Consider the following 14,675-nt stretch of genomic DNA (forward strand, 5'->3'; position numbering starts at 1 on the left):
GATAGAGTTTATTATGGCTAATCAAAATAAAGGTTTTACCCGAATTATCAAAGCTGGTGGCTATTCATACAAGGGCATTCGTGCCGCTTGGGTTAATGAAGCCGCTTTTAGACAAGAAGCCATTGTGACCTTGGTTGCAATTATCCTTTCATTTTTCATCGATGTCAGTGGTCTAGAGCGCATTTTACTCATTGGTTCCGTTGTATTCGTTGTGATCTTGGAGCTGGTAAATAGTGCAATAGAAGCCGTTGTCGATCGAATTGGGCCTGAGCACCATGAACTATCAGGACGAGCAAAAGATATGGGTTCTGCCGCCGTTCTGATTGCTATTATATTGGGATTATTTACTTGGGGAACCATTCTTTGGGGGCATTTCTTCGCATAAAGTTAAAAAATTCGATAGTTGTCGAAAAATAATCCAAAGATGCGTGTTTTATATTCATTTAAGGTTCCAAATCGTCATATACCTGTATATACTCACAGTCTGACTGTATAAACAAACAGGGGGCGGAATGAAAGCATTAACTGCAAGGCAGCAGCAGGTTTACGATTTGGTTCGTGATCACATTTCGCAAACGGGTATGCCACCAACACGGGCTGAAATAGCGGCCCAACTTGGGTTTCGCTCGCCAAATGCGGCAGAAGAGCACTTAAAAGCTCTTGCTCGTAAAGGTGTGATAGAAATTATCTCTGGCGCATCAAGAGGTATCCGTTTGCTAATGGAAGAAGAACCTGAAGGACTGCCATTAATTGGGCGCGTCGCTGCGGGTGAACCACTTTTAGCGCAAGAGCATATTGAAAGCCACTATCAAGTTGACCCAATGCTATTTAAACCAAGTGCAGATTTTTTACTGCGTGTTAATGGTATGTCAATGAAAGATATCGGTATTATGGATGGCGATTTACTGGCTGTGCATAAAACACAAGATGTTCACAACGGGCAAGTCATTGTGGCACGTATTGAAGATGAAGTGACCGTAAAACGCTTTAAGAAAAGCGGAAATAAGATTGAACTTCATGCAGAAAACCCAGAATTTTCACCTATTATTGTCGATTTACGCGAACAAAGCTTTACTGTGGAAGGTTTAGCAGTAGGGATTATTCGTAACGGTGAATGGTTGTAATTTAGACCAAAGTAAGTCAATACAACTTATTTTATAAAGATGCAGATGATGTGTAAAAACACAAAATCATCTGCATTTTTTATTTCTAATTTGTATAAAAAACACCACTGCACTACAAATGTAATTACAATATGATGTGTTTTAATCACGGAGATGCTTATGACAACGATACAAGTTAGAGTAGACGATGAGCTGAAAACATAAGCTTATCAAGTATTTGAAAAAATGAACCTATCTCCTTCAGATGCCATAAGATTATTTCTACGTTATGTTTCTGAAAATGAAAAATTACCTTTCTCAGAAGTTTCTGTCATAGAGTCGTCAGCTCGCTTAAAAGGTGATCTCACGGGTTGCTATAAGATTAAATTACGAGCATCTGGTTTTTGATTGGTTTACCAAGTTATTGATTCTGAAGTTGTGATTTTAGTTATTGCTGTTGGTAAGCGTGAGGAGAGTAAAGCTTATTCATTAGCCGAAGTGAGAATTCAAAAGAACAACATGTATTAGCCAGCACTTAGCTGGCTTTTTGTATTTTATAAGCTCAACGAGGCTTATAGTCGCCGGTTTTTTTCTGCTTAAGATTATCATCCATACTGTGATCATGATGACAACCTTCAGGATGTGTACACTCTTGTGCTTCGTGGCACAGTGAACACAATCCATGAATTTCGATGACGCTATGTCGTAAATGAAATCCACTCTCTTTTGCCAGCAATGAAATCGCATCTTCGATTTTATGGCTATTCTTTTCGGTGACAGATAAACAACGGTCACAAATTAGCATGACTGACGTATGTTCAACATCATCAAAATGATGACAAAGCACATAGCTGTTGGTGGATTCTATTTTATGGATAAATCCTTGCTCAAGTAAAAACTCTAACCCACGATAGACTGTCGGTGGTTTGGCTTGTGGCTCAACTTGGCGTAATAAATCCAATAAATCATATGCGCTGATAGCAGAAGGTTGCTGCATTATCAGACGTAATACTGCCAGACGTTGTGAAGTCAGGCGAACCCCTCGTTTCTGGCAGATCTTTTCTGCCTGAGCGAGCAATTTCTCTTCATTCATGGGGATAAGATGCTCTCAGACGTTATTAATAACACAGATCCTATCATATTTTTCAAGAGCAAACCTTTATGTAAAGTGGGGTTTTATGGAAATAACTGTGGTATTACGCTCTTTTTTAAAGAGATCTGTTATTAGATAAAAGAACCTGTTTTCTTTCAATAATATAAAGAATGTGTCTTTGAAGAGAGATAAACAGGTAACAATTTATCGCATAAAACGAATTTATTCACTGTAAAACCAGTTTGTTTACATGAGGAAAATGGTTTTCTATGGTGAGAGGTACTGATAATCAGCAACAAAAAACCCAGCCTGAGCTGGGTTAGTTTTTCAGATATTGTTATATTTAATTTAAATAATCAAACTTAACAAAACTAGGTCTCAAGTAACCGTCAGAACGGAATATCGTCATCAAAATCCATAGGTGGTTCATTGTTTGGTGCGGGTGCTGCTGCAGGTTGTTGCGCTGGACGAGATTGTGCGCCACCACTAAATTGTTGTGATGCCTGTGGTTGTTGTGGTTGACCCCAACCGCCTTGACCGCCTTGTGATGGTGCACCATCTTGACCGCCACGACCACCTAACATCTGCATTGAGCCACCGATGTTGACGACAACTTCAGTGCTATATCGGTCTTGACCACTTTGGTCTTGCCATTTACGCGTTTGTAATTGACCTTCGATATACACTTGTGAACCTTTACGCAGATATTCGCCTGCAATTTCCGCTAATTTTCCGAAAATTACCACACGGTGCCACTCGGTTTTTTCTTTCGTTTCACCGGTTTGTTTATCGCGCCAGCTTTCTGATGTTGCCAGTGTTAAGTTGGCAACTGCGCCACCACTTGGCATATAACGGATTTCTGGATCCTGCCCTAAATTACCGATAAGAATAACTTTGTTTACGCCTCTGCTCGCCATGTGAGGGACTCCTGCGAAAGTAAATTTTTTGAAATCATAAGCGAATAAGTTTATCACGTACGCTAAAATTTGAATATGACGTGTGATGAATTTCTCAATTGCGAACCTTGTCGATATTTTTCTGTCTCAAAGTGACAGGTTTACATCATCATTCAATTTCACTATATATACTGTATATCCATTCAGTTAACTTTGTGTCATAATTATCCGATTATTTCTTTTTCGGCGACTCTTTCAATCCGGGATATATTCATGGATAAAATCGAAGTACGGGGCGCTCGCACCCATAATCTAAAAAATATCAATTTGGTCATTCCTCGCGATAAACTTATTGTTATTACGGGGCTTTCTGGCTCAGGTAAATCCTCTTTAGCCTTTGATACGCTTTATGCAGAGGGGCAACGACGCTATGTCGAATCGCTTTCTGCCTATGCTCGTCAGTTTCTTTCGTTAATGGAAAAGCCTGATGTCGATCATATTGAAGGTTTGTCTCCCGCTATTTCGATTGAACAGAAATCAACGTCACATAACCCACGTTCAACCGTGGGGACAATTACCGAAATTCATGATTACCTCCGGCTTTTATTTGCACGTGTCGGTGAACCTCGTTGTCCTGATCACGATATTCCATTAGCGGCACAAACGGTCAGCCAAATGGTTGATAACGTCCTCGAACAGCCAGAGGGCAAACGCTTAATGTTATTGGCTCCAGTAGTAAAAGAGCGTAAAGGTGAGCATATTAAACTGCTTAATAACCTTGCGGCTCAAGGCTATATTCGGGCTCGTATTGATGGCGAAGTGTGCGATCTTTCTGATCCTCCAACATTAGAACTACAGAAAAAGCACACCATTGAAGTGGTGATTGACCGCTTTAAAGTACGTGATGATCTTGCTCAACGTTTAGCTGAATCTTTTGAAACGGCATTAGCGCTTTCTGGTGGTACTGCGGTTATCTCTGATATGGATGATAACAACGCAGAAGATATTATTTTTTCTGCCAACTTCGCTTGCCCTGTTTGTGGTTACAGCATGAGTGAGTTAGAGCCTCGCTTATTCTCCTTTAATAACCCAGCAGGGGCTTGCCCGACGTGTGATGGTTTAGGGGTTCAGCAATTTTTTGATCCTGATTTAGTGATCCAAAACCGTGAGATATCTCTTGCGGGTGGGGCAATTAAAGGGTGGGATCGCCGTAATTTCTACTATTTTCAAATGCTGCGTTCACTGGGTGAACACTATCATTTTGATGTTGAAGCGCCGTTTGATTCCTTACCTGATAATATCCAAAAAATAGTTTTAACGGGCTCAGGTAAAGAAAATATTGAGTTTAAATACACTAACGATCGTGGTGATGTTGTTGTTCGTCATCATCCTTTTGAAGGTGTGTTAAATAATATGGAACGTCGCTACCGCGAAACAGAATCAAGTGCGGTACGTGAAGAGCTTTCCAAATATATCAGTAATCGTTCTTGTGCTTCTTGTGGTGGTACGCGTTTACGCCGTGAAGCACGCCATGTGTATGTTGAAAATACGACACTGCCTGAAATTGCAGATTACAGTATTGGGCATGCGATGACCTTTTTTCAAAATCTCAAGTTGAGTGGTCAACGTGCGAAGATCGCAGAAAAAGTCTTGAAAGAGATTGGCGATCGATTGAAATTTTTGGTCAATGTAGGGTTAAATTACCTCACACTCTCTCGCTCGGCTGAAACCTTATCGGGTGGCGAAGCACAGCGTATTCGTTTAGCGAGCCAGATTGGTGCGGGATTAGTCGGTGTTATGTATGTACTAGACGAACCTTCAATAGGGTTACACCAACGGGATAACGATCGCTTACTTGAAACATTGATCCACTTACGAAATTTGGGTAATACCGTGATCGTTGTTGAACATGATGAAGATGCAATTCGTGCTGCTGATCATGTTATCGATATTGGCCCTGGTGCGGGTGTTCATGGGGGAGAAATTGTTGCTCAAGGAACACTTGAAGATATCATCAATAATCCGAATTCATTAACAGGTAAATTCTTAAGCGGTGAACGTCGTATTGCGATCCCTGAACAGCGTGTGCCTGTTGATCGTGAAAAGATGCTGACAATTTTAGGTGCCAAAGGTAACAACTTAAAAAATGTGAACCTGAAATTACCTGTGGGTTTATTTACCTGTATTACTGGAGTTTCGGGATCAGGTAAATCGACATTAATTAACGATACGTTATTTCCAATTGCACAACGCCAATTAAATGGCGCTACCACTATCGTGCCCGCACCTTATTTAGATGTCGATGGTCTAGAACATTTCGATAAAGTGATTGATATTAACCAAAGCCCAATTGGCCGTACTCCTCGTTCAAATCCAGCAACTTACACTGGTGTATTCACCCCTATTCGTGAGTTGTTTGCGGGAGTCCCTGAATCACGTACCCGAGGCTATACACCAGGCCGTTTTAGCTTTAACGTTAAAGGTGGTCGCTGTGAGGCTTGCCAAGGTGATGGTGTTATAAAAGTTGAAATGCACTTTTTACCTGATGTGTATGTCCCTTGTGATCAGTGTAAAGGCCAACGTTATAACCGTGAAACTCTTGAAATTAGATATAAAGGGAAAAATATTCACGAAGCGTTGGATATGACTATTGAAGAGGCAAGAGAGTTCTTTGATGCCGTTCCTGCATTGGCTCGTAAGTTACAAACATTAATTGATGTAGGGCTTTCTTATATCCGATTGGGGCAATCAGCGACAACCTTATCGGGAGGTGAAGCTCAAAGGGTTAAGCTAGCGAAAGAGTTGTCAAAACGTGGTACAGGTCAGACACTCTATATTTTAGATGAGCCGACGACAGGGCTTCACTTTGCTGATATTGAACTGTTACTTGAGGTTCTTCATCAGTTACGCGACCAAGGTAATACGATCGTGGTGATTGAGCATAACCTTGATGTGATTAAAACGGCAGACTGGATTGTTGATCTCGGTCCGGAAGGCGGAAGTGGAGGCGGTCAAATTTTGGTATCAGGAACGCCAGAGCAAGTTGCCGAATTTGAAGGTTCACATACCGCAAGATTCTTAAAGCCAATCCTAGAGCGTGGTTATTAGTACCACACTACTTATTCTCTTATAATCTAAGCGCTACAGATAATAAATCTCTTATTATTTGTAGCGCCCTTTCTTCAAGAAAAGTAAATCCACGTTGTATTATAGAATTTAATTCTATTGGAAAAGTATTCTTTTTTCGTCATTCACTTTTATATATTTCTAGATCTTATAAATTACACTTTTTTTATAAAAAGTGGATTAAATAGTTAATTATGCTGTTTTGTAACTAAATATTAACTAAATACGAGATAACAAAGTTAAATGGAAGCGGTTATCACAGAATACCGTGATGGACAGCACAATTTATTTGGTGATTTGTTTCAATTGTTATACTTGACTATTATTGTATAACAATAGTTATAATTTGTTTATAATCAATTGGTTGTGTGTTTTTTGGGGTTACAGTAGGGGGAAGGTTATTATTTACTGTGCTCTTTGAACAGATAATCCTATTTTTCTCCTTACGAGGGAATTTTTTTCTAAATCATTTCAGGCTATCACGATTTATAACAACTTTTTTCTCCGTAATATTCCTTATCATTTACCCATAATAAATAATACCTGCAAAGAGTAAGGTTATTTTGTCATCGCGATGTTAGATAGATCTTTTTACCCCCAAAAATTCGTTTTGCTATTAACAATTACAATATAAAAAGTGAGTACTAATATGGAAACGGCTTCCTCAAAAACAGAGACAACAAGCTATCCCGCAACTAGTGCTGGCGCTCGCCGCGCAGGTATGACTGAACAAGAATGGCGTGCGGCAATTAAATTCGACAGCAATGATGCAGGCTGGGTTATCATGAGTATCGGTATGGCTATCGGTGCAGGTATTGTATTTTTACCTGTGCAAGTAGGCCTAATGGGATTATGGGTTTTCCTACTTTCCTCGATCATTGGTTATCCTGCGATGTACCTTTTCCAACGTCTATTTATTAATACGTTGGCTGAATCTCCAGAGTGTAAAGACTACCCAAGTGTGATCACCGGTTATCTCGGTAAAAACTGGGGCATTTTATTAGGTGCTCTCTATTTTGTAATGTTAGTGATTTGGATGTTTGTTTACTCAACAGCCATTACTAATGACAGTGCTTCTTACTTGCAGACTTTTGGTGTAACGGAAGGATTATTATCAGAAAATCCATTCTATGGTTTGGTTTTAATCTGTGCTCTAGTGGCTATTTCTTCTCGTGGTGAGCAATTACTGTTTAAAGTTTCAAGCTTTATGGTACTGACAAAATTGCTGGTTGTTGCAGCGCTGGGATTATCAATGATTGGTATGTGGCATTTACATAACGTAGGTGCGTTACCGCCAGCAGGGCGCTTAATTAAAGAAGCAATTATCACATTACCTTTTACTCTGACATCCATTCTGTTTATTCAAACGTTAAGCCCAATGGTGATTTCTTATCGTGGTCGTAATAAAAACCGCGAAGTTGCTCGTCATAAAGCATTACGTGCAATGAACATCGCTTTTGGAGTGTTGTTCTGTACTGTTTTCTTCTATGCAATCTCATTCACATTAGCAATGGGTCATGATGAAGCGGTTAAAGCCTATGAACAAAATATCTCAGCATTAGCAATTGCAGCAAAATTCTTCCCTGGTGGTTGGGTAACGGTTGTTAGCGTTATGCTGAATATCTTTGCCGTAATGACTGCGTTCTTTGGTGTCTACTTAGGTTTCCGTGAAGCGACACAAGGGATTGTGATGAATATTCTGCAACGTTATATGCCTGCTGAAAAAATCAGCCAGAAATGGGTACAAAATGGCATCATGATTTTTGCTGTGCTATTAGCATGGGGAGCAATTATTCTTAATGCGCCAGTACTCAGCTTTACCTCAATCTGTAGCCCTATTTTCGGTATGGTGGGTTGTCTTATTCCTGCTTACTTAGTGTACAAAGTACCTATGTTACACAAATACAAAGGGGCGTCACTTTACCTGATTATCTTTACCGGTTTTCTGCTCGTTATCTCTCCGTTCTTGGCATTCTCATAGCCGCCAACTTCGGTTCTAGTTAGATGTTGTTGTTAAAAACTAAATTAATCCAAGGTGTTAGATTATGAGCCAGAACAAAAATTCTCATTTATGGTCGCAGTTTGTTCGTCAGTTACGTGAAGGTGTTAAACCCGCGGTAGGTTGTACAGAGCCAATCTCATTAGCACTGGCAGCGGCGAAAGCGACCGCTCTTTTAGGCGAGCCAGTTGTTCGTGTTGAAGCTTGGGTTTCACCAAACTTAATGAAAAACGGAATGGGCGTAACCGTACCTGGAACGGGAATGGCTGGGCTTCCTATTGCTGCTGCACTGGGCGCAACGGGTGGGGATCCTGATGCAGGGCTAGAAGTCTTGCTAAAGGCATCCACAGAGGCCGTTGCTAAAGCTAAAACACTGGTTGCTCAAGGTTATGTCACTGTGGGTGTGAAAGCACCCTGTGAGGATGTACTTTACTCTGAAGCAAAAGTGTATGGTCAATCTGGTTATGCCATCGTCAGTATCGCAAGAGAGCATACGCATGTTGTGCGTTGTGAATGTAATGGTGAGGTTGTTTTTGAGGAAGATAAAACAGCACTCACCAATCATTGTGAATGTACTGATGAGAAACCTTTTACTGATGTTTGTGCTGAAGATATTTATCACTTCGCACTCAATGTGCCAGTGAGTGATATTGAATTTATGCTCAATGCCGCTCATTTAAACGGGGCGTTATCAGAAGAAGGGCTAAAAAACACCTATGGATTAGCGATTGGTCGCACGTTAATTTTGCAACAAGAGAAAGGTTTATTAGGTAAAGATTTACTTAATGAAATTATGATCAGAGCATCGGCTGCTTCTGATGCTCGTATGGGGGGCGCGGTATTACCTGCAATGAGTAATTCAGGCTCTGGTAATCAGGGAATTGCAGCCACTTTGCCTGTTATGGTTGTTGCTGAATTTACCAAAGCTGATGATGAAACCTTATTGCGTGCACTGGTTTTATCACACTTAATGGCGATTTATGTTCATAGCCATTTCCCACCGCTTTCTGCTCTTTGTGCTGCAACCACCGCTTCAATGGGGGCAGCCGCAGGGATGGCATGGTTACTGACAAAAGATTTCACCACAGTCAGTATGTCTATCAATAGTATGATTGGTGATATCAGTGGCATTATTTGCGATGGTGCATCAAATAGCTGTGCAATGAAAGTATCGAGCAGTGCTGCAAGTGCTTATAAAGCAGTATTAATGGCGATGCAAAATCAAAGTGTTACAGGTACGGATGGTATTGTCAGTGATGATGTTGATAGCTCAATTGCGAATCTCTGTGCATTAGCAAGTCATGCAATGCAACATACCGATATTCAAATTATTGAGATCATGGAAGAAAAAGCACGCCGTAATGCCGGGGAAAAGAAGCAAACTGTCAACGCATAAAAGGCAAAAACCTATCGTGGCAGTAAATAGAGTGATGCAGTAAAAAGAAAGACCTGTTTATGAAAATAAGCGGGTCTTTCTTTATTTTGAAATAACAAAAAGTAATTTAAATACTTACTGCGGCAAAAGCTTGTGCAATGCGCTGAACATTACCTGTATTGACACCCGCCATACAAACGCGGCCCGTACCGACAAGGTAAATACCAAACTCATCTCTTAATCTATCAACTTGTGCTTGTGTAAAACCGGTATAGCTAAACATGCCACGTTGCGTTAATAAGTGATCGAAGTTCTTTTTAGGTAGTGCCACTTTTAAGGCATCGACTAAGGTGACTCGCATCTCTTTAATACGATCACGCATATGCGCAACTTCTTTTTGCCATTGTGCTGTTAAAACCTGATCGGATAGCACTTTATTGACAATTTGCGCACCATAATTTGCAGGGCTTGAATAGATACGACGTACCCCTGCTTTTAGTTGGCCTAATACGTGTTCACACTCTTGTGCGTTATCACAAACAATCGATAACCCTCCCGTACGCTCACCGTAGATCCCAAAGATTTTTGAGAAAGAATTACTAATTAGTACCGGTAATCCTGCTTTTGCCATAGTACGAATAGCATAAGCATCATCCTCTAAATTTTCAGCAAAGCCTTGATAAGCAATATCTAAAAAGGGGATCGCTTGACGAGATTTTAAGACTTCAGTGACGAGATCCCATTGTTCTTTAGTCAGATCAGAGCCCGTTGGGTTATGACAACAAGGGTGCATCAACACAATGCTTTTTTCAGGTAGGTTTTTAAAGCAATCTAACAGCGCTTCAAATTTAACGCCCTTAGTTTCAGGATCAAAGTAAGGGTAATAATTCACGTTGAAACCAGAGCCCGCAAAAATAGAAGCATGATTATCCCAAGTAGGATCGCTTATCCAAACTTCCGATCCTGGGAAATAACGATGCAGAAAATCTGCGCCTACTTTTAATGCACCTGAGCCACCTAATGTTTGTATTGTCGCAATTTTCTTTTCTGCAATTAGAGGATTATCTGTACCGAAAAGGAGATCTTGAACTTCGCTACGATAAGGTGCTAGCCCTTCCATTGGTAGATAAAGTGTTGCGGTAGGCGTCATGGTATTCAGTTGCTGACGCGCAACTGAAACGGTTCCTAAAATAGGGGTTTTACCTTCTTCATCATAATAAAGACCAATGCTTAAATTAATCTTATCCTGGCGCGGGTCTTTATTATAAACATCCATTAATGAGAGAATCGGATCTCCCGGAAACGCTTCAACCTGTTGAAACACGGCTTATTCTCCAATCACGTTTAGTGTGTCATAGGGATACAATATCGTGTGTATTATTGTTCGTCTAGGTATTCCATGATGACGCGAGAGGTTAATTTAGTAATTAACTCATAGGCGCTAATACCACTATATTTGGCGATTTCTTCAACGGGTAGCACATCCCCCCATAAAATAGCTTCATCACCAACACTATCAATAAGTTCTGTACCTAAATCAACGCTGATCATATCCATCGAAACTCGACCTACAATAGGCACTTTTCGACCATTAATCCACACTGGAGTGCCTGACGGTGCGCTTCGAGGATAGCCATCACCATAACCAATAGCGATAACACCAAGATAGGTATCCTTTTCGCTTACCCATGTACCACCATAACCGACGGGTTCACCTGCTTTATGTTTACGTACTGCAATTAAGCTTGTTTTTAGCGTCATTGCAGGGGTTAAACCAAAGTCTTTTCCTGTTCTATCATCACCTGTTGGGGAAATACCATAAGTAATAATGCCAGGGCGAACCCATTGATAATGAACTTGAGGCCAAAATAAAATACCTGCAGACGCAGCAATCGATTTTTCACCTGCTTTATTTTTAATAACATACTGAAACAATTCGATTTGCTTTTGGGTCACTGCAGGGATATCAGGTTCATCAGCACGACTAAAATGGCTTACAATATTAACGGGCTGCTGGACATTTTTACAGGCAGACAGTCGCTGATAAAAGGCTTCTGCATCTTCAGGACGTACTCCTAAACGATGCATACCTGTATCGACTTTCATCCATACTTTGACGGGTTCATCTAAGTCGGCTTGTTCTAATGCTTCTAGTTGTTCTTGGCTATGAACAACGGTTTCAATATGGTTGACGACTAAAATAGGCAAATCAACAATATCAAAAAAACCTTCTAACAAAAGGATGGGTTTTACAATCCCGCCACTGCGTAAGGTTAATGCTTCACCAATACGTGCAACACCAAAACAATCAGCATCATCCATTAAGGTATATGCTGTTTCTAATAACCCATGACCATAAGCGTTTGCTTTCACGACAGCTATCAGGCGGCTATGGGGAGCATAGTCTCTTACATGCTGAAAATTGTGACGCAGAGCGTGGCGATCTATCACTGCGGTTGCCGCTTTCATATATTTCAATAATTCCTTTAATTAAGCTTAGGCTGGTGATTATTCTTCGTCGTAAGAGGGGCCAGCATAGTTATCAAACCGTGACCATTGCCCGTTAAAGGTCAGTCTGACTGAACCAATAGGACCATTACGCTGCTTACCAATAATTATCTCTGCAATGCCTTTTAAGTCACTGTTTTCATTGTAAACTTCATCACGATAAATAAACATGATAAGGTCAGCATCTTGCTCAATAGAGCCAGACTCACGCAAATCAGAGTTAACGGGTTTTTTATCAGCACGTTGTTCTAAGCTACGGTTTAACTGTGATAATGCCACTACGGGAACTTGTAATTCTTTAGCTAATGCTTTCAATGAACGAGAAATTTCAGCAATTTCTAATGTTCGATTTTCAGATAATGAAGGTACTCTCATTAACTGTAAGTAGTCAATCATGATCAGGCTTAAACCACCATGTTCACGATAAATTCGGCGAGCACGAGAACGTACTTCGGTTGGGGTTAATCCGGATGAATCATCGATATACATATTGCGCTTTTCAAGCAAGATACCCATGGTGCTTGAAATTCGCGCCCAATCTTCATCATCAAGTTGACCGGTACGAATTTTTGTCTGATCAACACGGGATAATGATGCCAACATACGCATCATAATTTGGTTACCTGGCATCTCTAAACTGAAGATAAGCACAGGTTTTTCTTCTGTCATCGCCGCATTTTCACATAAGTTCATGGCAAATGTCGTTTTACCCATAGAAGGACGTGCCGCGACAATAATTAAATCTGACTTTTGTAATCCCGCCGTTTTTTTATCGAGATCTTGATAACCACTTGAAACCCCGGTGACACCATCGTGAGGTTTTTGATAAAGCTGTTCTATTTTCTCAACGGTTTCTTCTAAAATAGTCTCAATCGCTTTAGGGCCTTCATCTTTATTAGCGCGAGTTTCAGCAATTTGGAATACTCTAGATTCAGCAAAATCGAGTAGATCTTCACTGGTACGTCCTTGAGGATCAAAACCTGCATCTGCAATCTCATTAGCAACTTTTATCATATCGCGAACAATAGCACGTTCTCTGACGATATCGGCATAAGCATTAATATTCGCCGCACTGGGCGTATTTTTAGAGAGTTCAGCTAAATAGGCAAAACCGCCAACATTATCTAATTGCGCATTTTGCTCAAGTGCTTCTGATAGTGTAATTAGGTCGATAGGTTTGCCCAGTTCGAGCAAACGCTGCATTTGCGAGAAGATAGTACGGTGAGGCCGGCTATAAAAATCTTCGGCGGTGACGCGTTCAGAGACATTATCCCAACGTTCATTATCTATCATCAGACCGCCTAACACGGACTGCTCTGCTTCCAGCGAATGGGGAGGTAGCTTTAATCCCTCCATTTGTCGGTCTTTAATATCAGACATCAGCTTGTCAGTGGTCTTATTTCTGGCCATAAATCCTGCATCAAATCGAAAAAGTGTCAGTACGCTCTAGTATACGCTAACCCAATTACCTGTGCCTTGTAGAAATAGCTATCCTTTGTCATTATCTCTAAAGGTCTTTAGAGCTCGCTTATTTAACCCCTCATCCTATAAAGGAGAAAGCAATGGCTAAACGTATTCAATTTGCAGCTCATGGCAGTGCGGATGTTCTTGAGCTAGCAACATTTACACCTGCATCGCTTGGTGATCACGAAGTTCAGGTTGCCAATAAGGCAATTGGTATTAACTATATTGATACTTATGTACGTAGTGGGTTATATCCTGTAAGCCAATTTCCAAGCGGATTAGGCACTGAAGCTGCGGGTATTATTATCAAAACAGGCGCTAAAGTGACGTCACTCAAAGAAGGAGACCGAGTTGTGTATGCGCAATCTCCGCTAGGGGCTTATAGCGATACGCATAATGTACCAGAAAATAAAGTGGCGCGTCTGCCTGATAATATCTCTTTTGAACAAGCTGCCGCCTCTTTTCTAAAAGGATTAACAGTTTATTATCTCTTCAATGAAACCTATAAATTACAAGCAGGTGAAACCTTTTTATTCCATGCAGCAGCGGGTGGTGTTGGCTTAATTGCAAGCCAATGGGCGAAAGCCATTGGTGCAAAAATGATAGGTACAGCAGGCAGTGATGCAAAGGTTGCTAGAGCAAAAGCCGCAGGTGCATGGGAAGTGATTAATTACCAAACAGAATCAATAGTTGAGCGTGTATTAGCGTTGACTAACAATCAAAAAGTGCCAGTTGTTTATGATTCTGTCGGTAAAGCGACTTGGTTAGATTCGTTAGACTGTTTGCAACACCGAGGTTTAATGGTGAGTTTTGGTAACGCATCAGGTGCAGTAACGGGAGTTGATTTAGGTATTCTCAATAAAAAAGGCTCTTTATACGTTACGCGACCTTCAATTTCGGGCTATATCACAACACGAGAAGAGTTAGATGCGGCAAGTGAAGCGTTATTTGCATTAATTGGAAGCGGCAAAATTGATGTCAGTGTGCCAGATAATCAGAAATTTGCGTTAACAGATGCAAAAGAAGCGCATCGTTATCTTGAAAGCCGACAATCTCAAGGGTCAAGCCTACTTATTCCTTAATGATTGTTTGTAAGATTTAAAACCTGTTT

The 14,675-nt window shown here is 40.7% G+C and carries 11 protein-coding genes and 1 pseudogene; 7 read left to right on the forward strand and 5 right to left on the reverse strand.

Annotation, left to right across the window (positions count from 1 at the left end):
• Positions 1-13 precede the first annotated feature (13 nt).
• The 3 genes and pseudogenes from INT04_RS07235 to INT04_RS19540 all read left to right on the forward strand — a co-directional run.
• Positions 14-385, forward strand: coding sequence for a diacylglycerol kinase (locus tag INT04_RS07235; protein ID WP_193015485.1), 372 nt, complete (start codon positions 14-16; stop codon positions 383-385).
• Between the two features lie 127 nt (positions 386-512).
• Complete coding sequence (gene lexA, locus INT04_RS07240) at positions 513-1,124, forward strand: transcriptional repressor LexA (protein ID WP_193015486.1); 612 nt, start codon at positions 513-515, stop codon at positions 1,122-1,124.
• Between the two features lie 204 nt (positions 1,125-1,328).
• A pseudogene (locus tag INT04_RS19540) lies at positions 1,329-1,631 on the forward strand (type II toxin-antitoxin system RelB/DinJ family antitoxin); the annotation flags it as partial.
• A 34-nt stretch (positions 1,632-1,665) separates the two neighbouring features.
• On the opposite strand, the gene zur reads toward INT04_RS19540, so the two are convergent.
• Entirely contained in the window at positions 1,666-2,196 is a 531-nt protein-coding gene (gene zur / locus INT04_RS07250) for a zinc uptake transcriptional repressor Zur (RefSeq protein ID WP_193015487.1), read from the reverse strand.
• A gap of 389 nt (positions 2,197-2,585) precedes the next feature.
• Entirely contained in the window at positions 2,586-3,113 is a 528-nt protein-coding gene (gene ssb1 / locus INT04_RS07255) for a single-stranded DNA-binding protein SSB1 (RefSeq protein ID WP_193015488.1), read from the reverse strand.
• Positions 3,114-3,365: 252 nt separating this feature from the next.
• On the opposite strand from ssb1, the gene uvrA reads away from it, so the two are divergent.
• The 3 genes from uvrA (at position 3,366) to INT04_RS07270 (ending at position 9,613) form a co-directional block, all read left to right on the forward strand.
• On the forward strand, positions 3,366-6,200 hold the full coding sequence (uvrA, locus tag INT04_RS07260) for an excinuclease ABC subunit UvrA (RefSeq protein ID WP_193015489.1): 2,835 nt from the start codon (positions 3,366-3,368) through the stop codon (positions 6,198-6,200).
• Between the two features lie 667 nt (positions 6,201-6,867).
• Positions 6,868-8,199, forward strand: a complete 1,332-nt coding sequence (locus tag INT04_RS07265) for an amino acid permease (protein ID WP_193015490.1) — start codon at positions 6,868-6,870, stop codon at positions 8,197-8,199.
• A gap of 64 nt (positions 8,200-8,263) precedes the next feature.
• A complete protein-coding gene (locus INT04_RS07270; protein ID WP_193015491.1) occupies positions 8,264-9,613 on the forward strand; it encodes a serine dehydratase subunit alpha family protein in 1,350 nt (449 codons plus the stop codon).
• 106 nt (positions 9,614-9,719) lie between these two features.
• Here INT04_RS07270 and INT04_RS07275 read toward each other — a convergent pair whose 3' ends face one another.
• The 3 genes from INT04_RS07275 to dnaB are packed head-to-tail and all read right to left on the reverse strand — an operon-like array spanning position 9,720 to position 13,510.
• Complete coding sequence (locus tag INT04_RS07275; protein WP_193015492.1) at positions 9,720-10,916, reverse strand: aromatic amino acid transaminase; 1,197 nt, start codon at positions 10,914-10,916, stop codon at positions 9,720-9,722.
• Positions 10,917-10,969: 53 nt separating this feature from the next.
• Positions 10,970-12,061: an alanine racemase gene (gene alr, locus INT04_RS07280; RefSeq protein ID WP_193015493.1), complete on the reverse strand. Its 1,092-nt coding sequence runs from the start codon at positions 12,059-12,061 to the stop codon at positions 10,970-10,972.
• Between the two features lie 39 nt (positions 12,062-12,100).
• Entirely contained in the window at positions 12,101-13,510 is a 1,410-nt protein-coding gene (gene dnaB, locus INT04_RS07285; RefSeq protein ID WP_193015494.1) for a replicative DNA helicase, read from the reverse strand.
• 152 nt (positions 13,511-13,662) lie between these two features.
• On the opposite strand from dnaB, the gene INT04_RS07290 reads away from it, so the two are divergent.
• Positions 13,663-14,646 carry a quinone oxidoreductase gene (locus INT04_RS07290; protein ID WP_193015495.1) on the forward strand — a complete coding sequence of 328 codons (984 nt, stop codon included), beginning with the start codon at positions 13,663-13,665 and terminating at the stop codon, positions 14,644-14,646.
• The last annotated feature ends 29 nt before the right edge of the window (positions 14,647-14,675 follow it).

The organism is Proteus sp. FME41 (assembly GCF_014897315.1).
Taxonomy (GTDB): Bacteria; Pseudomonadota; Gammaproteobacteria; order Enterobacterales; family Enterobacteriaceae; genus Proteus.